The sequence below is a fragment of the Pseudomonas sp. R4-15 genome (assembly GCF_055768815.1).
This window is the reverse complement of sequence record NZ_CM147293.1, coordinates 309,894-335,378: the sequence shown is the minus strand read 5'-3', so window position 1 is coordinate 335,378 and position 25,485 is coordinate 309,894. Positions and strand designations below refer to the sequence as shown.

General features: G+C 65.8%; 22 protein-coding genes. 11 read left to right on the top strand and 11 right to left on the bottom strand.

All coding sequences use genetic code 11. The features are described from left to right. Positions 1 to 7 precede the first annotated feature (7 nt). Together ACYRGX_RS01680 and ACYRGX_RS01675 are read right to left on the bottom strand one after the other, a co-directional pair. The gene (locus ACYRGX_RS01680; RefSeq protein ID WP_473054885.1) at positions 8 to 676 is read right to left on the bottom strand and encodes a methionine ABC transporter permease; all 669 of its coding nucleotides are present in this window, start codon (positions 674 to 676) and stop codon (positions 8 to 10) included. Further along, positions 676 to 1,683, bottom strand: coding sequence for a methionine ABC transporter ATP-binding protein (locus tag ACYRGX_RS01675; RefSeq protein WP_473054884.1), 1,008 nt, complete (start codon positions 1,681 to 1,683; stop codon positions 676 to 678). The genes ACYRGX_RS01680 and ACYRGX_RS01675 overlap by 1 nt, the downstream gene beginning before the upstream one ends. 575 nt (positions 1,684 to 2,258) lie before the next feature. Here ACYRGX_RS01675 and katE point away from each other — a divergent pair. After that, the gene (gene katE, locus ACYRGX_RS01670; RefSeq protein ID WP_473054883.1) at positions 2,259 to 4,394 is read left to right on the top strand and encodes a catalase HPII; all 2,136 of its coding nucleotides are present in this window, start codon (positions 2,259 to 2,261) and stop codon (positions 4,392 to 4,394) included. A 210-nt stretch (positions 4,395 to 4,604) separates the two neighbouring features. Continuing rightward, positions 4,605 to 6,086, top strand: a complete 1,482-nt coding sequence (locus ACYRGX_RS01665) for a DASS family sodium-coupled anion symporter (RefSeq protein ID WP_473054882.1) — start codon at positions 4,605 to 4,607, stop codon at positions 6,084 to 6,086. Here the strand turns inward: ACYRGX_RS01665 and pdxR are convergent. Further along, positions 6,083 to 7,546, bottom strand: a complete 1,464-nt coding sequence (gene pdxR / locus ACYRGX_RS01660; protein ID WP_473054881.1) for a MocR-like pyridoxine biosynthesis transcription factor PdxR — start codon at positions 7,544 to 7,546, stop codon at positions 6,083 to 6,085. The genes ACYRGX_RS01665 and pdxR overlap by 4 nt on opposite strands. Before the next feature lie 75 nt (positions 7,547 to 7,621). Here pdxR and ACYRGX_RS01655 point away from each other — a divergent pair, with 75 nt between their 5' ends. Genes ACYRGX_RS01655 through ACYRGX_RS01645 form a run of 3 tightly spaced genes read left to right on the top strand, consistent with a single transcriptional unit; the run spans position 7,622 to position 9,410 of the window. After that, entirely contained in the window at positions 7,622 to 8,245 is a 624-nt protein-coding gene (locus ACYRGX_RS01655; RefSeq protein ID WP_473054880.1) for an FMN-binding negative transcriptional regulator, read from the top strand. A gap of 29 nt (positions 8,246 to 8,274) precedes the next feature. Next, a complete protein-coding gene (locus ACYRGX_RS01650; RefSeq protein WP_473054879.1) occupies positions 8,275 to 8,721 on the top strand; it encodes a GNAT family N-acetyltransferase in 447 nt (148 codons plus the stop codon). 8 nt (positions 8,722 to 8,729) lie between these two features. Beyond that, positions 8,730 to 9,410 carry a GNAT family N-acetyltransferase gene (locus ACYRGX_RS01645; RefSeq protein ID WP_473054878.1) on the top strand — a complete coding sequence of 227 codons (681 nt, stop codon included), beginning with the start codon at positions 8,730 to 8,732 and terminating at the stop codon, positions 9,408 to 9,410. Here the strand turns inward: ACYRGX_RS01645 and ACYRGX_RS01640 are convergent. After that, positions 9,407 to 10,189 (bottom strand): aldolase, encoded by a 783-nt coding sequence (locus ACYRGX_RS01640; protein ID WP_473054877.1) that lies wholly within the window; start codon positions 10,187 to 10,189, stop codon positions 9,407 to 9,409. The two genes, ACYRGX_RS01645 and ACYRGX_RS01640, sit on opposite strands and share 4 nt — an antisense overlap. Before the next feature lie 173 nt (positions 10,190 to 10,362). Between ACYRGX_RS01640 and ACYRGX_RS01635 the strand changes: the two genes are divergently transcribed. Beyond that, a complete protein-coding gene (locus tag ACYRGX_RS01635; protein ID WP_473054876.1) occupies positions 10,363 to 11,685 on the top strand; it encodes an aminotransferase class III-fold pyridoxal phosphate-dependent enzyme in 1,323 nt (440 codons plus the stop codon). A gap of 85 nt (positions 11,686 to 11,770) precedes the next feature. Further along, positions 11,771 to 12,094 (top strand): DUF3392 family protein, encoded by a 324-nt coding sequence (locus ACYRGX_RS01630; protein ID WP_473054875.1) that lies wholly within the window; start codon positions 11,771 to 11,773, stop codon positions 12,092 to 12,094. Positions 12,095 to 12,190: 96 nt separating this feature from the next. On the opposite strand, the gene ACYRGX_RS01625 is transcribed toward ACYRGX_RS01630, so the two are convergent. From ACYRGX_RS01625 to ACYRGX_RS01595, 7 genes are all read right to left on the bottom strand, one after another. Next, positions 12,191 to 13,087 (bottom strand): ABC transporter permease subunit, encoded by an 897-nt coding sequence (locus ACYRGX_RS01625; protein WP_473054874.1) that lies wholly within the window; start codon positions 13,085 to 13,087, stop codon positions 12,191 to 12,193. After that, a complete protein-coding gene (locus ACYRGX_RS01620; RefSeq protein WP_473056613.1) occupies positions 13,084 to 13,965 on the bottom strand; it encodes an ABC transporter permease subunit in 882 nt (293 codons plus the stop codon). The genes ACYRGX_RS01625 and ACYRGX_RS01620 overlap by 4 nt, the downstream gene beginning before the upstream one ends. A gap of 26 nt (positions 13,966 to 13,991) precedes the next feature. Beyond that, the gene (locus ACYRGX_RS01615; protein WP_473054873.1) at positions 13,992 to 15,146 is read right to left on the bottom strand and encodes an ABC transporter ATP-binding protein; all 1,155 of its coding nucleotides are present in this window, start codon (positions 15,144 to 15,146) and stop codon (positions 13,992 to 13,994) included. Positions 15,147 to 15,271: 125 nt separating this feature from the next. Further along, complete coding sequence (locus tag ACYRGX_RS01610) at positions 15,272 to 16,312, bottom strand: polyamine ABC transporter substrate-binding protein (protein WP_473056612.1); 1,041 nt, start codon at positions 16,310 to 16,312, stop codon at positions 15,272 to 15,274. A 388-nt stretch (positions 16,313 to 16,700) separates the two neighbouring features. Next, a complete protein-coding gene (locus ACYRGX_RS01605; protein WP_473054872.1) occupies positions 16,701 to 17,795 on the bottom strand; it encodes an extracellular solute-binding protein in 1,095 nt (364 codons plus the stop codon). A 125-nt stretch (positions 17,796 to 17,920) separates the two neighbouring features. Next, positions 17,921 to 19,273, bottom strand: coding sequence for an aspartate aminotransferase family protein (locus ACYRGX_RS01600; RefSeq protein ID WP_473054871.1), 1,353 nt, complete (start codon positions 19,271 to 19,273; stop codon positions 17,921 to 17,923). Between the two features lie 54 nt (positions 19,274 to 19,327). Beyond that, the gene (locus tag ACYRGX_RS01595; protein ID WP_473054870.1) at positions 19,328 to 20,686 is read right to left on the bottom strand and encodes a glutamine synthetase family protein; all 1,359 of its coding nucleotides are present in this window, start codon (positions 20,684 to 20,686) and stop codon (positions 19,328 to 19,330) included. Between the two features lie 427 nt (positions 20,687 to 21,113). Here ACYRGX_RS01595 and ACYRGX_RS01590 point away from each other — a divergent pair, with 427 nt between their 5' ends. From ACYRGX_RS01590 to aguA, 4 genes are all read left to right on the top strand, one after another. Continuing rightward, positions 21,114 to 22,490 (top strand): glutamine synthetase family protein, encoded by a 1,377-nt coding sequence (locus ACYRGX_RS01590; protein WP_473054869.1) that lies wholly within the window; start codon positions 21,114 to 21,116, stop codon positions 22,488 to 22,490. A gap of 77 nt (positions 22,491 to 22,567) precedes the next feature. After that, positions 22,568 to 23,197, top strand: a complete 630-nt coding sequence (locus tag ACYRGX_RS01585; RefSeq protein ID WP_473054868.1) for a TetR/AcrR family transcriptional regulator — start codon at positions 22,568 to 22,570, stop codon at positions 23,195 to 23,197. Between the two features lie 233 nt (positions 23,198 to 23,430). Next, entirely contained in the window at positions 23,431 to 24,312 is an 882-nt protein-coding gene (gene aguB / locus ACYRGX_RS01580) for an N-carbamoylputrescine amidase (RefSeq protein WP_473054867.1), read from the top strand. A 58-nt stretch (positions 24,313 to 24,370) separates the two neighbouring features. After that, positions 24,371 to 25,465, top strand: a complete 1,095-nt coding sequence (gene aguA / locus ACYRGX_RS01575) for an agmatine deiminase (protein WP_473054866.1) — start codon at positions 24,371 to 24,373, stop codon at positions 25,463 to 25,465. Positions 25,466 to 25,485 lie beyond the last annotated feature (20 nt).

The window sequence follows — 25,485 nt, the reverse complement described above, 5'->3', positions numbered from 1 at the left end:
CTTTGCTTCATTTGCGGGAAAAGTGGATCACCAGGCGGTCGCCGACCATCTGCAGCGCCTGCACCAGGATCAGCAGCAGCACCACCGTGACCGCCATCACGTCTGGCTGGTAGCGCTGGTAACCGTAGCGCACCGCCAGGTCGCCGAGGCCGCCGCCGCCGATCAGACCGCTCATGGCAGTGTAGGAGACCAGTGTGATGGCGGTCACCGTGGCCGCCGCCAGCAGCCCGGGCAGGGCTTCCGGCAGCAGGGCGCGGGTGATGATCTGTACGGTGCTGGCGCCCATCGCCTGGGTCGCCTCGATGATGCCGCGGTCCACCTCGCGCAGTGCGGTCTCCACCAGGCGGGCGAAGAACGGCGTGGCACCGACCACCAGCGGCGGAATGGCGCCGGCCACCCCCAGCGAAGTGCCGACCAGCCACTCGGTGAGCGGGATCATCAGGATCAGCAGAATCACGAAGGGCACCGAGCGCAGCACGTTGACCAGCAGCGAGAGCACGCCATACAGCGCTTTCTGCTCGCACAGCTGGCGCGGGCCACTGAGAAACAGCAGCACCCCCAGCGGCAGGCCGAGCAGCACGGTGAAGAGCATCGCGCCGAGCAGCATGTTCAGGGTGTCCAGGCCAGCCTGCCAGATCTCCGGCCAGAACACGTTGGGCAGCAGGGATTCGAGCATCAGCGCAGTACCTCCAGATGCACGTCGGCGGCTTCGAAGGCGCGCAGCGCCGCGTCGATGTCGCCGCCATCCAGGGCCAGGGTCAACTGGCCGTAGGGGGTTTCGCGAATGCGGTCGATGCGGCCGGCGAGGATGCTGTAGTCGACGCCGGTATCGCGGGCGACGCGCGCCAGCAGCGGTGCGTAGGTCGCCTCTCCGGTGAAGGTCAGGCGCAGGATGCGGCCGCGCACCTGGGCGAATTCGGCGAGCGGGTCGCTCTCGTCCACCTGCTCGGCCTCGCGCACGAAGCGCCGCGTGGTCGCATGTTGCGGGTGCAGGAAGACCTCGCTCACCGGGCCCTGCTCGACGATGCGCCCGGCGTCCATCACCGCCACGCGGTCGCAGACGCGACGGATCACGTCCATCTCGTGGGTGATCAGCACGATGGTCAGTTCCAGCTCGCGGTTCAGTTCGGCGAGCAGTTGCAGGACCTGGGTGGTGGTCTGCGGATCGAGGGCGCTGGTGGCTTCGTCGCAGAGCAGGATCTTCGGTCCGGTGGCCAGCGCGCGGGCGATGCCGACGCGCTGCTTCTGCCCGCCGGAAAGTTGCGCCGGGTACTTGCGCGCATGCTCGGTCAGGCCGACACGGTTCAGCAGTTCGGCGACCCGTGCCTCGATCTGCGCGCGGCCGTAGCCACCGGCCAGGCGCAGCGGCATGGCGATGTTGTCGGCGACGGTCTTCGATGACAGCAGGTTGAAGTGCTGGAAGATCATGCCGATGCGCTGGCGCAATTGGCGCAGGCCGTTGGCCGGCAACGCGGTGGCGTCCTCGCCGTCGATCAGGATGCGTCCGCCGGAGGGCTCCTCCAGGCGGTTGATCAACCGCAGCAAGGTGCTTTTGCCGGCGCCGGAATGGCCGATCAGGCCGAATACCTCGCCGGCGCGCACCTGCAGATCGCAGGGGTGCAGGGCGGGCACTTCACGGTTGGCCAGCCGGTAGGTCTTGTGGACGTGCTGGAATTCGATCACAGGGGTGGTAAACCTTGTGTTTCCTGGCCTAGGCCTGTTGCCGCCTGATTCGGCGCGGCCGTGAATGGAACGGCAACAGGCCCTAGGGCCACTCAAAGCGAACCATTTTAGCCGCTTTGCTTATAGACGCTTAGTCTTTCTCTGCACAGCGGCGAGAAGGATTGGAATAAGCAACCATAGCCCATGCCTATCGGGCCCATAGGTGTCACCTCATCCGAATCGCGGAACGCTCGCAGGCGATGTCGAGTCGCTTCTAGGGACTGTTCCCGTTTCATTCGCGAACCGCGTTGTCGCCAGAAATGGCCTGCGGTTAGGCGCAGGACGCAGCCAATGGCCACTCCCTTGGCAAGTCCTGCAACGACAGCGCAGGCCATTTCTGGCACAACCCGGAGGGCCGGCGCCTGTTTTGGCGCGATACGGCGTTACTCGTCTTGGACTTACCCCGGTAAGCCCTGCGACTCGCGCCTTGTCTCGCGCCAAAACAGGTGCCGGCGCGGCCGTGAATGAAACGGGAACAGGCCCTAGAGCCACCCACGATTCAGATCCATAAAAGCCAATAATGATGAGGAGATAGCATGGCCACCCAGCCGCCCAAGAGCGAACTCGCCGGTACCGATACCCTCGATCGCCAGAACAGCAATGCCAAGCTCGAACAGCTCGAACGCGATCGATCCGACGCCACCGGCCAGGCCCTGCGCACCAACCAGGGCGTGAAGATCTCCGACAACCAGAACACCCTCAAGGCCGGCGCCCGCGGACCGTCGCTGCTGGAAGACTTCATCTTCCGCGAGAAGATCACCCACTTCGACCATGAACGCATTCCCGAGCGCATCGTGCATGCCCGCGGTGCGGGTGCCCACGGCTACTTCCAGGTGTACGAGGCGCTGGGCGACACGCTTTGCAAGGCCGGATTCCTCCAGGACCCGGCGAAGAAGACCCCGGTGTTCGTGCGCTTCTCCACCGTGCAGGGGCCGCGCGGCTCCGGTGACACGGTGCGCGACGTGCGCGGCTTCGCGGTGAAGTTCTACACCGACGAGGGCAACTTCGACCTGGTCGGCAACAACATGCCGGTGTTCTTCATCCAGGACGCGATCAAGTTCCCCGATTTCGTCCACGCGGTGAAGCCCGAGCCGCACAACGAGATGCCCACCGGCGGCAGCGCCCACGACACCTTCTGGGACTTCGTCTCGCTGGTGCCCGAGTCCGCACACATGGTGCTCTGGACCATGACCGACCGCGCCATTCCGGTGAACCTGCGCAGCATGCAGGGCTTCGGCATCCACACCTTCCGCATGATCGACAAGGCCGGCACCTCGCGCTTCGTGAAATTCCACTGGAAGCCGGCCCAGGGCGTACGCTCGCTGGTCTGGGACGAGGCGCAGAAGCTCGCCGGCAAGGACACCGACGCCCACCGTCGCGACCTCTGGGAGGCCATCGAGTCCGGCGACTATCCCGAGTGGGAGCTGGGCGTGCAGATCATCGAGGAAAAGGACGAACACGCCTTCGACTGGGACCTGCTCGACCCGACCAAGATCATCCCCGAGGAGCTGGTGCCGGTTACCCCCATCGGCAAGATGGTGCTCAACCGCAACCCGGACAACTACTTCGCCGAGACCGAGCAGGTGGCCTTCTGCCCGGCGCACATCGTGCCCGGCATCGATTTCTCCAACGACCCGCTGCTGCAGGGCCGGCTGTTCTCCTACACCGACACCCAGATCAGCCGCCTGGGCGGGCCGAACTTCCACGAGATTCCGATCAACCGCCCGCTGGCGCCTAACCACAGCAACCAGCGCGACGCCGCGCACCGCCAGCGCATCGACAAGGGGCGTGCTTCCTACGAGCCCAACTCGATCGACGCCGGCTGGCCCAAGGAAACCCCGCCCGGTCCGGTGGACGGCGGCTTCGAGAGCTATTACGAGCGCATCGACGCGCACAAGATCCGCGAGCGCAGCGAGTCCTTCGGCGATCATTTCAGCCAGGCCACGCTGTTCTACCGCTCGCTGTCGGCGGCCGAGCAGCAGCACGTGATCGATGCCTACGCCTTCGAGCTGGGCAAGGTCGAGCGGCCGTGGATTCGCGAGCGCCAGGTCAACGAGATCCTTTCCAACATCGACCTCGAGCTGGCCGGCGCGGTGGCCGAGAAGCTCGGCCTGCCCAAGCCGGCGAAAGGCACGCTAGCGCCGCGCAAGGTCTCCATCGACAAGTCGCCGGCGCTGAGCCAGTTGAACCTGCTGTCCGGCAAGATCAAGGGCTTCAAGGTGGCGATCCTGGTGGCCGATGGCGTCGACGCCAAGGATGTCGAGGCGATGAAACAGGCGTTGCAGGGCGAGGGCGCCCACGCCAAGGTGCTCGGCCCGACCAGCGCCCCGGTGAAGACCGCCGACGGTGGCGAGCTGGCGGTGGATGCCTCGGCCGACGGCATGCCCTCGGTGGCGCTGGACGCGGTGTTCGTCCCGGGTGGCGCCGAGGCTGCGAAAGCCCTGGCGGGTAACGGCGCGGCCAAGCACTACCTGTACGAGGCCTACAAGCACCTCAAGGCCATCGCCCTCGCCGGCGAGGCGCAGGCGCTGATGCAACAACTGCAGCTCGAGGCCGATGCCGGGCTGCTCGGTGGTGCGGACGCCAAAGCCGTGCAGAAGGACTTCTTCGCCGCGATGGCCGAGCACCGTGTCTGGGCGCGCCTGCCGAAGATCGTCTCGGTACCGGCCTGAGTCTTCGGGCTCGCCAGCGCACCCGTGAGGGCGCGCTGGCATTGCCCAGGGCGTCGAGAGGGCGACGCTCTGGGTTCTCTTCGCGACCATTCCTAGCCCGCAAAGGCGCGACATAGACACATGTCAGTGTTCTGGGGCGGACGGTAAGGCATGCTCGAAGTGCGTCGAAAGATCGCACCGATGCGCCCCCGCCAGCCACGGAGCCCGAGCATGCGCGAAGTACGAGTCCACCTGCCCTTTCCCCTCAACCTGCCGATCGGACTGCTGTTGGGCATTGCCGCCCTGGTCGGTGTTTTGCTGCTGCCTTTGCCGGCCGATCTGCCGGTGGCCGGCCAGCGCGTGCTGGCGATCCTCGCCTTCGCCGTGGTGGTGTGGATCAGCGAGGCGGTGTCCTACGAGGCCAGCGCCATCATCATCACCGCGCTGCTCGGCCTGCTGGTCGGCACCGCGCCGATGATCGACAACCCCGAGCAGCTCTACGGCAGCTCCAAGGCCATCTCCATGGGCCTTTCCGGGTTCGCCAACCCGGCGCTGGCGCTGGTCGCCGGGGCGCTGTTCATCGCCGCGGCGATGACCCACACCGGCCTCGACCGGCGCATCGCCCTGGTCACCCTGTCGAAGGTCGGCACCGACACTCGGGCGATCCTCTTCGGCACCATCGTGGTCACCGTCCTGCTCAGCCTGGTGGTGCCCAGCGCCACCGCGCGCAGCGCCTGCGTGGTGCCGATCATGATGGGCATCATCGCCGCTTTCGGGGTCGACAAGCGTTCCAACTTCGCCGCCGGGATGATGATCGTGGTGGCCCAGGGCACCAGCATCTGGAACATCGGCATCCAGACCGCCGCGGCGCAGAACCTGCTGCTGGTCGGCTTCATGGACAAGCTGCTCGGCGCCCGCGTGAGCTGGGTCGAATGGCTGGTGGCCGGCGCGCCCTGGGCGATTCTCATGTCCTTCGTGCTACTGGTGGTGGTGCTCAAGCTGCTGCCGCCGGAAACCCGCCAGGTCAGCGGTGGCAAGGAAGCGGTGCTGAATGAGCTGGCGGCCCTGGGGCCGATGAGCAGCGCGCAGAAGCGCCTGCTCGGGGTGTCCCTGGCGCTGCTCGCGCTGTGGGCCACCGAGGGCAAGCTGCATCACTTCGATACCACCACCACGACCTACAGCGGCCTGGTGCTGTTGCTGCTGCCGCGCTTCGGGGTGATGACCTGGAAGGACGTGCAGTCGCGCATTCCCTGGGGCACGGTGATCGTCTTCGGTGTCGGCATCAGCCTCGGCACCGTACTGCTGACCACCCAGGCCGGGCAGTGGCTGGCGGCGCAGGTAGTGGGCCATACCGGTCTCGACGCCCTCGGCCCGCTGGGCATCTTCGCCGTGCTCGGGGTCTTCCTGATCCTCATCCACCTGGGCTTCGCCAGCGCCACCGCACTGACCTCGGCGATGCTGCCGATCCTCATCGCGGTGCTGCAGGCGCTGCCCGGCGACTTCAACCGGCTGGGCATGAGCATGCTGCTCGGCTTCGTCGTCAGCTATGGCTTCATCCTGCCGATCAACGCACCGCAGAACATGGTCTGTCTGGGCACCGATACCTTCAATGCCCGGCAGTTCGCCAGGGTCGGCATTTTCGTGACGATCATCGGCTTCGCCCTGATGATGGTGTTTGCCGTGACCTGGTGGCGCTGGCTGGGCTGGATCTAAACGCCGCGCCTCCGCCAGACCCGTCCCAGGGTCGCCAGGGCTTCGCCGATGGCCGCTTCCGGCACCGCGGCGAAGCCCAGCACCAGGCCGGCGCTGCGTGCGTCGGCCGGGGTGCCTGCCAGCCAATAGTCTTCCAGTCCGTTGATCTCGATGCCGGCGCCGCGTGCGCGGGTGACCAAATGGCGCTCACGCGCCAGGTCGCTGACCGGCACGCACAGGTGCAGCCCGGCCTCCACCGCCGGTGGCTGGCCGAGCCCTTCGATGCCCTGCGGCCAAGCGGCGAGCAACGCCGCGCGGCGCGCCTGGGCGGCCTTGCGCATGCGCCGTACGTGGCGCTGGAAGTGCCCAGCGGCGATGAATTCGGCCATCACCGCCTGGCTGCCAATCTCCTGGTGACGGGTGTCCAGTGCCCGGCGCCGGGTGAAGTGCGCCACCAGGGATTCGGGCAGCACCAGGTAGCCCAGGCGCAGCGCCGGGAACAGCGTCTTGCCGAAGGTGCCGACATAGATCACCCGCTGCTGGCGATCCAGCGCGGCCAGCGGCGCCAGCGGCGTGCCGCTGTAGCGGTACTCGCCGTCGTAGTCGTCCTCGACGATCCAGCCGCCCTGGCGCTGTGCCCAGTCGAGCAGGGCCAGGCGCCGGGGCAGCGAGAGGGTGACGCCCGTGGGGTACTGGTGCGAGGGCGTCAGGTACACCAGCCGGCAATCCGGCAGGGCGTAGAGCTGTTGCACCTGCATCCCTTCGGCGTCCACGGCCACCCCGCGCAGGGTCGCGCCGGCCTCGGCGAAGGCGGCGGCCGCGGCGCGATAGCCGGGATTCTCCACGGCCACCTCGGCGTCACGGGCGAGTAATTGTGCGCAGAGGGCGATGCCCTGCTGGGCGCCACTGGTGACGACGATCTGTTCCGGCGCACAGGCCAGCCCGCGGGCGCCGCGCAGGTAGGCGGCGATCATGCCGCGTAGCGTGGCCTCGCCGGCCGGGTCGCCATAGCCCAGGCGCGCTGGCGTCAGCCGGCGCCAGAAGCGCGCCTGCAGACGTGCCCAGGTCTGGTAGGGAAACAGGTCCAGCGCCGGTACGCCGATGCGAAACGCCCGTGGCGGACCGCTTGGCGGCAGCGCCAGGCCGGGGGCCGGTGGGGCTGCGTCGGTGGGGGGCGCAGGACGTTGCTCGGCGCTGCGTGGCGCGGCGCTGACGAAGGTGCCGGCGCCGAGGCGGGTTTCGACGAAGCCTTCGGCCTGCAACTGCTCCAGGGTGCGGGTCACGGTATTGCGCGAGACGCCCAGGCGCTTGGCCAGCTCGCGGCTGGCCGGCAGCCGCGTACCCTGCGCCAGGCGCCCGTCGAGGATGCGTTCGCGCAGCGCCCGGTAGAGCTGCAGGGCCAGGCCGCTGCCGCCGTCGAGGTGGATGCCGGCCAGTTCGGCGGACAGCGGCAGGGGACGAACGCTCAAGATTGGCTCCATGAAAATGAAAGATAGTGGATCTTACAAAGGTCCAATCTTCGGCCTAGTGTAGGCGTCTGACAAGCGGAGCCCTCCATGTACCTGCCCAGTCCCTTCCGACAGGACGACGCCGAACAACTGCGTGCCTGCATCGAGCAGACGCGCCTCGCACTGCTGGTCAGCCAGGGCGAGGAGGCGCCGCAGATCAGCCATCTGCCGTTGTTGCTGGTGCCCGAAGAGGGCGAGCGGGGTGTGCTCTACGGTCACCTGGCGCGGGCCAATCCGCAGCTTCGGCAACTCGACGGGCGCGCCTGCGTGGCGGTCTTCCAGGGCCCGGACGCCTATGTCAGCCCGTCCTGGTACGCCAGCAAGGCCGAGCACGGCAAGGGGGTACCGACCTGGAACTACGTCGCCGTGCATGCCCACGGACGCGCCGCGCTGTTCGACGATCCGCAACGCCTGCGCGCGCTGCTGGAGCGGCTGACCGCGCGGCACGAGGCCGCGCGTGCGCAGCCCTGGCGGCTGGAGGACGCCCCGGCGGACTATCTGGAGGGCATGCTGCGCGGCATCGTCGGCGTGACCCTGCCGATCGAGCGCCTGGAAGGTAAATGGAAACTCAGCCAGAACCGCAGCGCCGCCGATCGCCAGGGCGTGCGCGAGGCACTGGCGAGCAGCAACGATGCCGGCGACCGCGCCCTGGCGGCGCGAATGGACGACTAGTGTCACGACACTAGCAAGGAGAAACCACGATGTCCTCGATCGATATCCGCCCCCTGCGGGCCGAAGACCACGCCGCCTGGCGCGAGCTCTGGCAGGGCTACCTCGAATTCTACGAAAGCCAACTGCCGGAGGCCGTCTGGGAGACCACCTGGCAGCGTCTGCTCGATCCCACCGAGCCGATGCATGCGGCGCTTGCCTGGCGTGACGGCAAGGCGCTGGGCCTGGTGCATTTCATCTACCACCGCTCCTGCTGGACGGTAGAGGACTACTGCTACCTGCAGGACCTGTTCGTCGTCGATGCCCAGCGCGGCAGCGGCCTCGGTCGTGCGCTGATCGAGTACGTCTACGCGCGGGCCCAGGCCGATGGCGCCGGCCGCGTGCACTGGCTGACCCAGGAAGGCAACGCCCGGGCGCGGCTGCTCTATGAGCGCATCGCCGATCGGTCGGGCTTCATCCAATACCGCAAGATCCTCTGAGCATCGTCATGTCGAACAGTGATCCCTTACCCCACTGGCGGGGCGCCGCCGAACCCCGCCGTGAACCCTTGGAGGGCCGCTTCGTACGGCTCGAGCCGCTGGACGTGGAGGCTCATGGCGACGACCTCTGGCGGGCGCTGCAGGGGCCGGACAGCGATCCGGCGCTGTGGGACTACCTGCCCTATGGCCCATTCGCCACCCGCGAGCCCTTCGATGCCTGGCTGCGCGGCCAGGCGGTGAGCGTCGATCCGCTGTTCTTCGCGGTGCGCGAATCCGCCGGTGGCCGAGTGCTCGGGCTGCTCAGCCTGATGAGTCGGGTGCCGGCGCACGGCAGCATCGAGATCGGCCATATCGCCTTCGGCGCCGGCATGCAGCGCAGCCCGCTGGCCACGGAGTCGGTGTACCTGCTCGCTCAGCTAGCGTTCGCCCTGGGCAATCGTCGCCTGGAGTGGAAGTGCAATGCCGCCAACCTGCGTTCGCGGCGCGCTGCCGAGCGTTTCGGCTTCACCTTCGAGGGCGTGTTCCGCCAGCATCTGGTGGTCAAGGGGCGCAATCGCGATACCGCCTGGTTCTCCATCACCGACGGCGAGTGGCCGTCGCGCCAGCAGGCCTTCGAGCGTTGGCTGGCGGCGGACAACTTCGATGCGCAAGGTCGTCAGCGGCAGCGTCTGGAGGTGCTGCGCGGCTAGTCGGCGAAGTCCGGCTCCAGGCGCTGCAACTGGCGGATCACGCTTTGCAGGTGCGGGTTGGCGCTGTCGGCGGCGCCGTCGAGCATCTGCTGGCAGGCCGCGGCGGCGATCTCCGGGCTCACCGCCTTGAGCGGCCGGCCGCTGGACTGCGCGCGTAGTTGCACCTCGGCGGCACGCTCCAGGTAGTAGAGGTCGTCCCAGGCCTCGGCGATGCTCGGGCCGAGCACCAGCGGGCCGTGGTTCTTCAGCAGCACGATGTCCTTGTCCCCGGCGGCGTGGGCGATCCGCTCGCCCTCGGCGTTGTCCAGCGCCAGGCCGTTGTAGTCCTCGTCGACGGCGATGCGCCCGTAGAACTTCAGTGCGGTCTGCCCGGCCCAGACGAAGGGCTCGCCTTCGAGCATGCACAGCGCGGTGGCGTTGGGCATGTGCGTGTGGAAGGCGGCCACCGCGCGCGGATGCAGGCGGTGCAACTGGGCGTGGATGAAGAAGGCGGTGGCTTCCGGGCGGCCCTCGCCGCGTACCACGTGGCCGTCGAAATCGCAGATCAGCAGCGAGGAAGCGGTGACCTCGGCGAAGGCCAGGCCATAGGGATTCACCAGGAACAACTGCGGATGTCCGGGCAGCACCACAGAGAAGTGGTTGCAGATGCCTTCGCCCAAGCCCAGGCGCGCGGCCATGCGCAGGCAGGCGGCCAGCTCCAGGCGGGCGCGGCGAATGGCCGGGGTGTCCAGGTCGGCGTATTCGGCGTGACTGGTGTTGACCTCGAAGGCGTGTGCCATGGGGACTCCGTATCGGTGAGTGAATCTGCAGGCTAGCGCGAACCGGTGCATGGGCCTGGGGCCAGTTGTCCCGTACCGCGAGCGTATCTGGCCCTACGGGGGCAAGCGCAAGCTTTCTAATGTGCGTGCATCGCGTGCCGGTCACGCCTCCCGCCGTCTTCGAGGTTTTCACCATGAGCTCCAGTCCGATCAGCAACCAGTACGTCCATGACCTGGATCGTCAGTACGTCTTCCACTCCTGGTCGACCCAGGGCGCGCTCAATCCGCTGGTGATCGCCGGTGGCGAGGGGTGCCGGCTGTGGGACTACGACGGCAAGCGCTACCTGGACTTCAGCAGCCAACTGGTCAATACCAACGTCGGCCATCAGCATCCGAAGGTCATCGCGGCGATCAAGGCGCAGGCCGAGAGCCTGGTGACCATCGCCCCGGCGACCGCCAACCTGATGCGTGGCGAGGCCGCCAAGCGCATCATCGCCCGCGCGCCGAAGGGCTTTTCCAAGGTGTTCTTCACCAACGCCGGCGCCGATGCCAACGAGAACGCCATGCGCATGGCGCGCCTGTTCACCGGGCGCGACAAGATTCTCTCGGCCTACCGTTCCTACCACGGCAGCACGGGGGCTGCGATCGTTGCCACCGGCGATCCGCGTCGCGTGCCCAACGAATTCGCCCGTGGCCACGTGCACTTCTTCAACCCCTACCTGTACCGCACCGAATTCCACGCCAGCAGCGAGGAAGAAGAATGCCAGCGCGCCCTGGCGCACCTGCGCCGGGTGATCGAGTGCGAAGGCCCGAATGCCTGCGCCGCGGTGCTGCTGGAAAGCATTCCCGGCACCGCCGGCATCCTGATTCCGCCCAAGGGTTACATGGAGGGCGTGCGTGCGCTGTGCGACGAGTTCGGCATGCTGCTGATCCTCGACGAGGTGATGGCGGGCTTCGGTCGCACCGGCCGCTGGCTGGCGCTGGAGCACTTCGACGTGGTGCCGGACCTGATCTGCTTCGCCAAGGGCGTCAACTCCGGTTACGTGCCGGCCGGCGGCGTGATGCTCAGCGAGAAGATCTCCAGCTACTTCGACGACCACTTCTTCCCAGGCGGCCTGACCTATTCCGGCCACCCGCTGGCGATGGCGGCGATCGTCGCCACGCTGGACGCGATGGAAGAGGAAGGCATCGTCGACAATGCCCGGCAGATCGGTGACGAGGTGCTTGGCCCCGGCCTGCACGCGCTGGCGGCGAAGTACCCGCTGATCGGCCAGTGCCGTGGCGTGGGCCTGTTCTGGGCACTGGAACTGGTCAGCGACGTGCAGAGCAAGACCCCGCTGCCGGGGCCGGTGGTGCTGCAGATCAAGGCCGCGTTGGCCGAGCGTGGGCTACTCGCCTTCACGGTGGAGAACCGCATCCACGTAGTGCCGCCGTGCATCATCACGGCCGAAGAAGTGGCCGAAGGCCTGGCGATCCTCGACGTAGTGCTCGGCGAATTCAACGCGCGCTACGTGTGAACGCGATCGCCGCCCGGAGCCTGCGCTACGGGCGGCGATTTCCGTTAGGCTAGGGTGCTCCGCAAGAGAGGCCCTAGGAGCCTGAATGGATTTCGTACTGGACTGGATCTTCGCCCTGTCGCGCTTCTGCCGCGGGCACCTGTCACTCTTCTCGCTGGCGCTGCTGGGCGTTTTGCTGGCGCTCTATGGGCCGACGCTGAACGCCCGCCTGCAGGGCGCCATCGGCGGTATCAACTTCGTGCTGCGTTGCCTGGTTTCCGCCGCGCTGTGCCTGACCGCCTGCGGTCTGCTGCTGGTGTACGCCACGCCCTGGGTGGCGCACATGCTCGGCTACTTCAACAACTACACCCTCGGACCGGTAATGCTGCTGGTGTTCTTTCTGGTGGGTGTGCTGGCGGACCGGAACTAGCCGAAGGGCGCATCGCCGTTGCGGCGGTGCATGATCGAGGGAACCGCTGGGGGGAGCACCCTCCCAGCGGTCATTCCGGTCTCGCCTGCAATGGGCTCAACCCTTGCTGGGTGTCGCCTTGTGGCTGTCGATCACCTGCTTCCAGCTCGGGGGCTGCTCCGGGTCTTCCATCGACTGCGCCACCGCGCGCTTGCGGCGTTCCTCGGCGCGACGGGTGAAGTACCAGGCACAGAAGGTGAACAGCGATACCGCCAGCAGGATCAGGCTCGCGACCGCGTTGATCTCCGGCTTAACCCCCAGGCGCACGGCGGAGAAGATCTCCATCGGCAGGGTGGTCGCGCCAGGGCCGGAGACGAAGCTGGCGAGCACCAGGTCGTCCAGCGACAGGGCGAAGGAGAGCATGGCGCCGGCGGCCAGCGAGGGCGCGATCATCGGGATGGTGATCAGCAGGAACACCTTCCACGGGCGCGCACCCAGGTCCATCGCCGCTTCCTCGATCGACAGGTCCAGCTCGCGCAGGCGCGAGGACACCACCACCGCCACGTAGGCGGTACAGAAGGTGGTGTGGGCGATCCAGATGGTGACCAGGCCGCGCTCGGCCGGCCAGCCGACCAGTTGCGCCATCGCCACGAAGAGCAGCAGCAGCGACAGGCCGGTGATCACCTCGGGCATCACCAGCGGCGCGGTGACCATGCCGCCGAACAGCGTGCGCCCGCGAAAGCGCGGGATGCGCGTGAGCACGAAGGCCGCCAGAGTACCCAACGCCACTGCCGCCACGGCGGTGTACAGGGCGATTTCCAGCGAGCGCGCCACGGCGCTCATCAACTGGCGGTTCTCGCCCAGGCCCAGGTACCACTTCACCGACCAGCCGCCCCACACCGTCACCAGGCGCGAGCCATTGAACGAGTAGATGACCAGGATGACCATCGGCAGGTAGATGAACACCAGCCCCAGCCACAACATCAGGTTGGAGAACGAGAAGCGCTGCTTCATACCTTGCCCTCCAGTTCCTTCGCTTGGTTACGGTTGAACAGGATGATCGGCACGATGAGGATTGCCAGCATGATCACCGCCAGCGCCGAGGCCACCGGCCAGTCGCGGTTGTTGAAGAACTCTTGCCAGAGCACGCGGCCGATCATCAGGGTTTCCGGGCCGCCGAGCAGCTCGGGAATGACGAACTCGCCGACCACCGGGATGAACACCAGCATGCAGCCGGCGATGATGCCGTTCTTCGACAGCGGCACGGTGATCTTCCAGAAGCTGGTGAAGCCCTTCGCGCCGAGGTCGGAGGCGGCTTCCAGCAGGCTGGTGTCGTGTTTCACCAGGTTGGCGTAGAGCGGCAGGATCATGAACGGCAGGTACGAATAGACCACGCCGATGTACACCGCCAGGTTGGTGTTGAGGATCTGCAGCGGCGAGTCGATCACCCCCAGCCAGAGCAGGAAGGCATTGAGCAGGCCGTTGTTGCTGAGGATGCCCATCCAGGCGTAGACACGGATCAGGATCGCGGTCCAGGTCGGCATCATGATCAGCAGCAGCAGGACCGTCTGTGCCTGCTTGCTGGCGCGGGCGATGGCGTAGGCCATCGGGTAGCCGATCAGCAGGCAGAGCAGGGTGCTGAAGAAGGCGATGCGCAGCGAGCCCAGGTAGGCGGCCAGGTACAGCTCGTCTTCGCTGAGGAAGATGTAGTTGCCGATGTTCAGCACCACGGTGAGCTGGTCGTCGGCCCAGCTCAGCACGTCGGTGTAGGGCGGGATGGCCACCGCCGCCATGGACAGGCTGATCTTCAGGACGATGACGAACGGCAGCAGGAAGAACAGGAAGAGCCAGATGAACGGCACGCCGATGACGGCATGGCGCCCGGTGGGCAGGCGTTTCTGCAGGCTGCGGATGATGTTCATGACTGCAGCACCACGCCGGAATCGTCATACCAGCTCAGGTACACCGGCTGTTCCCAGGTGGGGCGCTCGACGTGGCGCTCGGAGTTGGCCATGAAGGCCTGCACTACCAGCCCGGACGGCAGCTTGATGTAGTACACCGAGTGACCGCCGAGGTAGGCGATGTCATAAACGGTGCCTTCCAGCCAGTTGAAATCGGCGTGTTCGAGGTTGTCGGGCTTCTGCAGGCTGACCTGCACCTTCTCCGGACGCAGCGCGTAGGTCACGCGCTTTTCTTCCGCACGGGTGCTGATGCCGTGGCCGATGTAGATCGGTCGCTCCAGCTGCGGGCTGGCGATTACCGCGTGGTTCTCGACGTCTTCGACCAACTCGCCATCGAACAGGTTGACGTTGCCGATGAACTCGCAGACCAGGCGGCTCGCCGGAGTCTCGTAGATGTCCATCGGACTGCCGACCTGGGCGATCCAGCCCAGGTGCATGATGGCGATGCGCTGGGCCATGGTCATGGCCTCTTCCTGGTCGTGGGTCACCATCACGCAGGTCACGCCGACGCGCTCGATGATCTCCACCAGTTCCAGCTGCATCTGCGAGCGCAGCTTCTTGTCCAGGGCGCCCATCGGCTCGTCGAGCAACAGCAGCTTGGGTCGCTTGGCCAGCGAGCGGGCCAGGGCCACGCGCTGGCGCTGGCCGCCGGAGAGCTGGTGCGGCTTGCGCTTGGCGTACTGGCTCATCTGCACCAGCTTGAGCATCTCGTTGACACGCTCGTCGATCTCCGCCCGGGACATGCCGTCCTGCTTGAGGCCGAAGGCGATGTTCTGCGCCACGCTCATGTGCGGGAACAGCGCGTAGGACTGGAACATCATGTTGATCGGCCGCTCGTAGGGCGGCAGGTCGGTGATGTCCACACCATCGAGATAGATGCGGCCCTCGGTGGGACGCTCGAAGCCGGCGAGCATGCGCAGGAGCGTCGACTTGCCACTGCCGGAGCCGCCCAGCAGGGCGAAGATCTCGCCCTTGTTGATGGTCAGGGAGACATCGTCGACGGCCACGGTCTCGTCGAATTTCTTGGTCACCCGGTCGATCTTCATCAGCACGGGCTTGGCCTGCTGATCGCCCGTGAGGGCCTTTTTGTACGCGCCGGAGGCAACGGCCATAACGCTCTCCCAGAATGTTCGCGTCACCGGTATCCGGTGCGGTGTAGGTAATGGATTTCAGCCCAGGGGGCGCGGCGCGCCATTATTCATATCTGTCGATGGCGCGCCAGGCCCCGGATGTCACCTCAGCGGCCGGATTTGATGCGGGTCCAGCTGCGCGTCATCAGACGCTGCACCTTCGGCGGCAGTTCGGCCTGCACGTAGAGCTTGTCCAGCACGTCCTCGGGCGGATAGATGGACGGGTCGTTACGCACTTCCTCATCCATGTATTCGTCAGCGGCCGGGTTGGGGTTGGCGTAGCCGACGTAGTCGCTGACCTGGGCGATCACCTTGGGATCGAGCAGGTAGTTGATGAAGGCGTGGGCCTCGTCGACGTTCTCTGCGTCGGCCGGTACGGCGAGCATGTCGAACCACAGGTTGGCGCCTTCCTTGGGAATCGCGTAGGCGATCTCGATGCCCTTGCCGGCTTCCTCGGCGCGCGCGGCAGCCTGGAACACGTCGCCGGAGTAGCCCACCGCCACGCAGATGTTGCCGTTGGCGAGGTCGGAGACGTACTTCGAAGAATGGAAGTAGGTGACGTACTCGCGCACCGCCATCAGCTTGTCTTCGGCTTTCTTGTGGTCGTCGGCGCTCTGGCTGTTGGGGTCCAGGCCAAGGTAGTTGAGGACCGCGGGAATCATCTCGTCGGCGGAGTCGAGGAAGGCGACGCCACACTTGGAGAGCTTCTTCATGTTCTCCGGCTCGAACACCGCCGACCAGGAGTCGATGTGGTCGACGCCGAGCGCGGTTTTCACCTTCTCGACGTTGTAGCCGATGCCGTTGGTGCCCCACAGGTAGGGCACCGCGTAGGCGTTGCCCGGATCGTTCTTCTCCAGCTGCTTGAGCAGCTTGGGATCGAGGTTCTTCCAGTTCGGCAGCTTGCTGCGGTCGAGCTTCTGGAAGGCGCCGGCCTTGATCTGCTTGCCGAGGAAGTGGTTCGAAGGCACGACGATGTCGTAGCCGGTATGGCCGGCGAGCAGCTTGCCCTCGAGGGTTTCGTTGGAATCGAAGACGTCGTAGATCGGATGGATGCCGGTGGCTTTCTGGAAGTCTTCGAGCGTGCTCTCGCCGATGTAGTCGGACCAGTTGTAGATATGCACGCTCTGTTCGGCATGGGCCTGGCCGATGGCGGCACAGGCGGCTAGGGCGACGAGCGTATGGCGGAAGGGATGGGGCACTGGGTGTCTCCTCAACTTGCTAGCCCGCGCGGGGCGTCTGGGTCAGGGCCGGATCACCGACCGCTCTGTGAAAGGTTCGCCCACGGTCAGGCCGCGGCAGGCGTCATCGCGCCGCCGTGAACTGGCGAAAGTGTTGGAATCGGAGGGTGCGGTCGTCACCCGGCGTGCTGGCGAAAGCGCTGCCGGATGGGCCTGAGAACAGGTTGCGAAGCGCATGCTTGTCTCCCTTCCTGGGCGTTGTTGTGCTGCGTATCACGTGTTCTTCAGCGGCGGCTGCCTACCGGGGCAGGCAGCCGGATCGGTGTGCCAGCGGCACCCTGACGGGTGCCGCGAGCGATCAACGGCCGGACTTGATCTTGGTCCAGCTGCGGGTCATGGTCCGCTGGGTCTTCGGATCCAGATCCGGGAAGGCGTACAGCTTCTTCATCACCTCGGGGGTCGGGTAGATGCCCGGGTCGGTGCGGATGGCTTCGTCGACCAGCGGGGTCGCAGCGGCGTTGCCATTGGGGTAGGAGACGTAGTTGGAGATGCCCGCGATCACATCGGGCTTGAGCAGGAAGTTGATGAACTGCAGGGCAGCTTCCGGGTTCTCCGCATCCTTCGGAATGGCAACGGTATCGAAGAAGGCGCCCGCGCCCTCTTTCGGGATCTTGTAACCGACGTTCACACCGTTGGCGGCCTCTTCGGCGCGTGCCTTGGCCTGATAGATATCGCCGGAGTAGCCGATGGCGACGCAGATGTTGCCGTTGGCCAGGTCACCGATGTACTTCGAGGAGTGGAAGTAGGTGATGTAGGGACGAATCTTCAGGAACAGGTCTTCGGCGGCCTTGAGTTCCTTGGAGTCGGTGGTGTCGGGCTTGTAGCCCAGGTAGTGCAGCGCGGCCGGGATGATCTCGGTGGGCGAGTCGAGGAAGGACACACCGCAACCCTTGAGCTTCTCGATGTTCTCGGGCTTGAAGACCAGGTCCCAGGAGTCCACCGGAGCGCCGTCGCCGAGTGCGGCCTTGACCTTGTCGACGTTGTAGCCGATGCCGATGGTGCCCCACAGGTAGGGAATCGCGTACTCGTTACCCGGGTCGCTGATTTCCAGGGTCTTCATCAGGTCGGGATCGAGGTTCTTCCAGTTGGGCAGCTTGGACTTGTCCAGCTTCTGGTAGACGCCGGCCTTGATCTGCTTGGCCAGGAAGGAGTTGGACGGCACCACGATGTCGTAGCCCGATTTGCCGGCGAGCAGCTTGGCCTCGAGGACCTCGTTGCTGTCGTAGACGTCATAGACCACCTTGATGCCGGTTTCCTTCTGGAAGTTATCCAGGGTGTCCTCGGCGATGTAGTCGGACCAGTTGTAGACGTGCAGCACCTTTTCCTGCGCCTGGGAGACCCCGGCGATGGCCGCCAGCGACATCGTCAGAAGGGTCTTGCCGAACATTTTCATGCGTGAAGCTCCTGTTTTCGTGTCCTATTTAGTGTCAGCGGCGGAAAACCCGCAGGGCCCTGGTTCTCACCCCGTGCAAGACCGGCCGGCGCACCGGCGCAGTCTGGCAATCTCCGCGGGCCAGCTCAAGACAACACGGCGGCTGCTGTACGGTCGAGGGCTATCTTCGCCTTGTCAACCAGCTCGTCGATCTCCGCATGGCTGATCACCAGCGGCGGGGAGATGATCATGGTGTCGCCCACCGCGCGCATCACCAGGCCGTTGGCGAAGCACTGCTCGCGGCAGAGCATGCCGACCTCCTTGCCGGTGTAGCGGGTGCGGGTGCGCTTGTCGGCCACCAGTTCGAGCGCGCCGACCATGCCGACGCCCCGTGCCTCGCCCACCAGCGGGTGTTCCGCCAGCTCCTTCCAGCGGCGCTGCAAATACGGTGCCGTTTCCGCCTTCACGGTCTCGACGATGCGCTCTTCACGCAGGATGCGGATGTTCTCCAGGGCCACGGCGGCGGCCACCGGGTGTCCGGAATAGGTGAAGCCGTGGTAGAACTCGCCGCCCTCGCCGAGCACCTCGGCGACTTCGTCGCGGACGATCACCCCGCCCATGGGGATGTAGCCGCTGGTCAGGCCCTTGGCGATCGGCATCAGGTCCGGCGCGTTGCCGTAGTACTGGCTGCCGAACCACTCGCCAGTACGCCCGAAGCCGCAGATCACCTCGTCGGCGATGAACAGGATCTCGTACTTGGCGAGGATCTCGCGGATCTTCGGCCAGTAGCTCTCCGGCGGCACGATGACCCCGCCGGCACCCTGGATCGGCTCGGCGATGAAGGCGGCGACGTTGTCCACGCCCAGCTCCAGGATCTTCTGCTCCAGCTGTTCGGCGACCTTGATGCCGAAGGCTTCGGGCGACAGCTCGCCGCCCTCACCGTACCAATACGGCTGGTCGATGTGCGCCACGCCGGGGATCGGCAGGTCGCCCTGACCGTGCATCGCCTTCATGCCGCCCAGGCTGGTGCCGGCGACGGTGGAGCCGTGATAGCCGTTCCAGCGACCGATGATGGTCTTCTTCGACGGCTTGCCTTTCACTGCCCAGTAATGGCGCACCATGCGCAGCACGGTGTCGTTGGACTCCGAGCCCGAGCCGGTGAAGAACACGTGGTTCATGCCTTCCGGCGCGATTTCGGCGATCGCGCTGGCCAGTTCGATGGCCGGCGGGTGGGCGGTCTGGAAGAACAGGTTGTAGTAGGGCAGCTCCTGCATCTGGCGGTAGGCGGCATCCGCCAGTTCCTTGCGCCCGTAACCGACGTTGACGCACCACAGGCCCGCCATGCCGTCGAGGATCTTCTGCCCATCGCTATCCCACAGGTAGACGCCGGAGGCCTTGGTGATGATGCGCGCGCCCTTGGCGTTGAGCTGCTTGTAGTCGGAGAACGGCGGCAGATGGTGGGCACGGCCGAGGGCCTGCCATTGTTCGGTGTTACGCATGGGGACTCCTTCTCGCTTCGCGGGCCGCGAGCCTTGCGCCCGCGGCCTTTCGGATCAGACGGTGAGCAGCAGGAATTCACGCTCCCAGGAGCTGATTACCCGCTTGTAGTTCTCGTTCTCGGCGCGCTTGACGGCGACGTAGCCGGTGACGAATTTCTCGCCCAGGTAGTGCTTGAGTTCGCTGCAGCCTTCCATGCGTTCGAGTGCGGCCTCGATGGTCAGCGGCAGGCGCAGGTTGCGGCGCTCATAGCCGCGTCCCTTGACCTGGGCGCTGGGGCGCAGGCCCTCGACCATGCCGATGTAGCCGCACAGCAGGCTGGCGGCGATGGCCAGGTAGGGGTTGGCGTCGGCACCGGCCAGGCGGTTCTCCACGCGGCGGTTGTCCGGCGTGGAGTCCGGCACGCGCAGGCCCACGGTGCGGTTTTCCTCGCCCCATTCCACGTTCACCGGTGCCGAGGTGTCGGGCAGGAAGCGGCGGAACGAGTTCACGTTGGGCGCGAACAGCGGCAGCACTTCCGGGATGTACTTCTGCAGGCCGCCGATATGCGCGAGGAACAGTTCGCTCATCGAGCCGTCTTCGTTGGCGAGGATGTTCTTGCCGGTGTGCATGTCGACGATGCTCTGGTGCAGGTGCATGGCGCTGCCCGGCTCGTCGGTGATCGGCTTGGCCATGAAGGTCGCCGCGACGTTGTGCTTGAGCGCCGCCTCGCGCATGGTGCGCTTGAACACGGTGATCTGGTCGGCCAGGTGCAGCGCTTCGCCGTGACGGAAGTTGATCTCCATCTGCGCCGGACCTTCCTCGTGGATCAGCGTGTCCAGGTCCAGGCCCTGCAGCTCGCACCAGTCGTACATGTCCTCGAACAGCGGATCGAATTCGTTGGCGGCATCGATGGAGAACGACTGGCGGCCGGTCTCCGGCAGGCCGGAACGTCCCAGCGGTACCTGCAGCGGCAGGTCCGGGTCCTCGCAGCGCTTGGTCAGGTAGAACTCCATCTCCGGCGCCACGATCGGCCGCCAGCCCTTGTCGGCGTAGAGCTTCAGGACCTTCTTGAGCACGTTGCGCGGCGACAGCTCGATGGGATTGCCGAGCTTGTCGAAGGTGTCGTGGATGACCATCGCGGTGGGCTCGATGGCCCAGGGCACGAGGAACGCGGCGTCGGCGTCCGGGCGGCAGAACATGTCGATGTCCGCCGGGTCGAGCAGGTCGTAATAGATGTCGTCCTCGACGTAGTCGCCGGTGACGGTCTGCAGCAGCACGCTTTCCGGCAGGCGCATGCCCTTTTCGCCGAGGAACTTGTTGGTGGGTGAGATCTTGCCCCGGGCAATGCCGGTCAGGTCGCTGATCACGCATTCCACTTCGGTGATCTGCCGTTCTTTGAGCCAGCCGGTGAGCTGGTCGAGCTTGCTCGTCATAAAGACCTCGGTGTGTTTGCCGGCGCCGCCCTCGCGGCCCGACGGTTGCCCTGCACGTGGCAGGGCGCTGCCTTTGCCCCCGTCCGGATAGGCTGGGCGCTCAGTTTTCTGCACGGCAAGGCGTGTTGCCGAACAGCGGCGACCGGGCGCATTGACCCGCAGGAAGGGCTTTGCGATCTCGATCGAGCTTAGACTTGTTCATTTTTTTTCACAACTGGGGAGAAACGCAGCCATTGGGCGCCGAACGGGCGGGTAAAAAGAGGGCAACGTGAAGGGCTCTGCAAAGGCCTGCGTGCCCCTGAAATGGGCTCGGCGCACTTAAACGGGGCAAAATAGGGCAGTATTGACTTCACTCCGGCTTTCGGATTGACTCCAACCCTAGTCATCTTCTGATTGATATTTTTAACAATGTGAAAGGTGTTTCATCATGTCGGTACCCCCGCGTGCCGTTCAGCTCAGCGAAGCGAACAGGTTCCTCGAGGAACATCCCGAGGTGCAGTTCGTAGATCTGCTCATCGCGGACATGAATGGCGTCGTGCGCGGCAAGCGCATCGAGAGCGCCAGTCTCTCCAAGGTCTACGAAAAAGGCATCAACCTCCCGGCTTCGATCTTCGCCCTCGACATCAACGGCTCCACCGTCGAAAGCACCGGCCTCGGCCTGGATATCGGTGACGCCGACCGCATCTGCCTACCCATCCCCAACACCCTCAGCCGCGAACCCTGGCAAAAGCGCCCAACCGCGCAGTTGCTGATGACCATGCATGAGCTCGATGGCGCACCGTTCTTCGCCGACCCGCGGGAAGTCCTGCGCCGCGTGGTGGAGAAGTTCGACGAGCTGGGCCTGACGCTTTGCGCCGCCTTCGAGCTGGAGTTCTACCTGATCGATCAGGAGAACGTGAACGGCCGGCCGCAACCGCCGCGCTCGCCGATCTCCGGCAAGCGTCCGCATTCCACCCAGGTCTACCTGATCGACGACCTCGACGAGTACGTCGACTGCCTGCAGGACATCCTCGATGCAGCCAAGGAGCAGGGCATCCCTGCCGATGCGATCGTCAAGGAAAGCGCCCCGGCGCAGTTCGAGGTGAACCTGCACCACGTCGCCGACCCGCTCAAGGCGTGCGACTACGCGGTGCTGCTCAAGCGCCTGATCAAGAACATCGCCTACGACCACGAGATGGACACGACCTTCATGGCCAAGCCCTATCCGGGTCAGGCTGGCAATGGTCTTCATGTACACGTCTCGGTACTCGACAAGGATGGCAAGAACATCTTCGCCTCCGATGATCCCCAGCAGAACGCCGCTTTGCGTCACGCGATCGGCGGTGTGCTGGAGACCATGTCCGCGTCGATGGCCTTCCTCTGCCCCAACGTCAACTCCTACCGCCGTTTCGGTGCGCAGTTCTACGTGCCCAACGCGCCGAGCTGGGGGCTGGACAACCGCACCGTGGCGCTGCGCGTGCCCACCGGCAGCCCCGAGGCGCTGCGCATCGAGCAGCGCGTGGCCGGCGCCGACGCCAACCCCTACCTGCTGATGGCTTCGCTGCTGGCCGGTATCCACCACGGCCTGGTCAACCAGATCGAACCGCCTGCGCCGGTGGAGGGCAACGCCTACGAGCAGTTCGAGCCGAGCCTGCCGAACAACCTGCGCGATGCGTTGCGTGAGCTGGACGACAGCGAGGTCATGGCGCGCTACATCAGCCCGGACTACATCGACATCTTCGTCGCCTGCAAGGAAAGCGAGCTGGAGGAGTTCGAGCACTCGATCTCCGACCTCGAGTACAACTGGTACCTGCATACCGTGTAACGCCTGCGTTGCACGGCTTGCCCCGCTGACGGGCATCGGCGAAGCTGCGTGCTTCACTCCGCCGATGCTCGTTTCGCATGTCCAGTGCCGCCCCGCGATCCCGTAAACCCCGTGCCAGCAGCCAGGCGCGCATCGATGCGCTGCTCGAGGCCGCGCGCGCGTTGCTCGCCGAGGCGGGGGTGGAGTCCCTGAGCATCTACGCGGTGGCTGAGCGTGCGGGCATCCCGCCGTCTTCGGTGTACCACTTCTTCCCGAGCGTTCCGGCCTTGCTGGAGCGGCTCGCCAGCGAGGTGCATGGTGCGTTCCGCGAGTGTCTGCGGCAGCCTGTGGACGCCTCGACGCTGACGCGCTGGCCGGATCTGGCGCGGCTGATAGAGCGGCGCATGCTGGCGGTGTACGAGCGCGATCCGGCGGCGCGGCAACTGATCCTCGCCCAGCATGGGCTGGCCGAGCTGAGTCGTGCCGACGGGCAGCACGACCTGGAGCTGGGGCGGCTGATGCGCGCATTGTTCGATCGCCATTTCGTGCTCCCCGTCCTGCCCGAGGAACTGGATGTGTTCGCTCTGGCGATGGAGCTGGGCGACCGTGTTTACGCGCGCTCCGTGCAGTTGCACGGCGTGGTCACTCCGCGGATGGCGGAGGAGGGCATGCGGGTGTTCGAGGCCTACTTGGGTCTGTACTTGCCGGCGTGGTTGCAGCAGCGCTGATTTTCTCGATTTTTATCGACTTTAAGCAGGCAGGCGTCGAGAGAGCTTGATTCGGTTTCCTCGAAATTACGCTCATTTTATGACGATAAATGGAGCGTTATTTTTCGTTTGCTGGCTTTTAAGGTCGATTTTTATCGTCTATAAATAGAGCGATCAACGGGTGAGCAGTCTCCCTTGTCACCTGTCCAACCTCTCACCGGCCTACCGGCCCGCCATTTTTGCGAGGTGTCTCCATGTCCCGCCGCGTTACCGTCGCCGCCACCCAGATGGCCTGTTCCTGGGATACCCCGGCGAATATCGCCAATGCCGAGAAGCTGGTGCGTGCCGCCGCCGCGCAGGGCGCGCAGATCATCCTCATCCAGGAACTGTTCGAGACACCCTACTTCTGCCAGAAGCCGAACCCGGACTACACCCAGCTGGCCACCACGGTCGAGGAAAATCCGGCCATCGCGCATTTCCAGCAGCTCGCCGCCGAGCTCAAGGTGGTGCTGCCGATCAGCTTCTTCGAGCGTGCCGGGCGCGCGCGCTTCAACAGCATCGCGATCATCGACGCCGACGGTAGCAACCTCGGCCTCTACCGCAAGAGCCACATCCCGGACGGCCCCGGCTACCACGAGAAGTACTATTTCAATCCCGGCGACTCCGGCTTCAAGGTCTGGGATACCGCCTACGCGCGCATCGGTGTGGGCATCTGCTGGGATCAGTGGTTCCCCGAGTGCGCCCGCAGCATGGCGCTGATGGGCGCCGAGCTGCTGTTCTACCCGACCGCCATCGGTAGCGAGCCGCACGACCCGAGCATCAGCTCCCGCGACCACTGGCAGCGCGTTCAGCAGGGCCATGCCGGCGCCAACCTGATGCCGCTGATCGCCTCCAACCGCATCGGCAGGGAAGAGCAGGACGGCTACGACATCACCTTCTACGGCAGCTCGTTCATCGCCAATCAGTTCGGTGAGAAGGTCGAGGAACTCAACGAGACCGAGGAAGGCATCCTGGTGCACAGCTTCGATCTCGACGAACTGGAGAAGGTGCGCACCGCCTGGGGCGTGTTCCGCGATCGTCGGCCGAACCTCTACTGGCCGGTGGCGAGCCTCGATGGCGAGAGCCTTTCCGAGTAATTCCGTGCCTGGGCGGAGGCGCCAGCCGCGCCGCCGCTCACCCGACAAGGTGAACCCGATGACCACGCTGACCCGCACGCCGCGCGCCGATGGCTTTCGCATGCCCGCCGAATGGGCGCCGCACACCCGCACCTGGATGGTCTGGCCCGAACGTCCGGACAACTGGCGCCTGGGCGGCAAGCCGGCGCAGGCGGCCTTCAGCGCCGTGGCCGAGGCCATCGCGCGTTTCGAACCGGTCACCGTCTGCGTTTCCGCCGGCCAGTACGAGAACGCCCGGGCACGCCTGAGCGATGCGATCCGGGTGGTCGAGATGAGCACCGATGACGCCTGGGTGCGGGATACCGGGCCGACCTTCGTGGTCGACGACCAGGGCGGCGTGCGCGGCGTGGACTGGGCCTTCAACGCCTGGGGCGGCTTCGAGGGTGGCCTGTATTTCCCCTGGCTGCGTGACGACCAGGTGGCGCGCAAGGTGCTGGAGATCGAAGGCTGCCCGCGCTATCGCACCGAGGGTTTCGTGCTCGAGGGCGGCTCCATCCATGTCGACGGCGAAGGCACCCTGGTCACCACCGAGGAATGCCTGCTCAATCGCAACCGCAATCCGCACCTGACCCGCGAGCAGATCGAGGCGGTGCTCTGCGAGCACCTGGCGGTGGAGAAAATCATCTGGCTGCCGGAAGGGCTGTACAACGACGAGACCGACGGCCACGTCGACAACTTCTGCTGCTTCGTGCGCCCCGGCGAAGTGCTGCTGGCCTGGACCGACGATCCGGCCGATCCCAACTACCCGCGCTGCCAGGCCGCGTTGCAGGTGCTGGAGCAGAGCCGTGACGCCCGTGGCCGCGCTCTGCAGATACACAAGATCAACATACCCGGCCCGCTCTACGCCACCGCCGAGGAATGCGCCGGGGTGGACCGGGCGACCGGCAGCCAGCCGCGCGACCCGTCGGTGCGCCTGGCTGGCTCCTACGTCAACTTCCTCATCGTCAACGGCGGCATCGTCGCGCCGCGCTTCGACGACCCGCGCGACGCCGAGGCCGAGGCGACCCTCAAGCGGCTGTTCCCCGAACACGAGGTGGTGATGGTGCCGGGACGGGAGATTTTGCTGGGCGGCGGCAATATCCACTGCATCACCCAGCAGCAACCGGCGGGTTGAGCGCTCGCCGTTACCTCTTG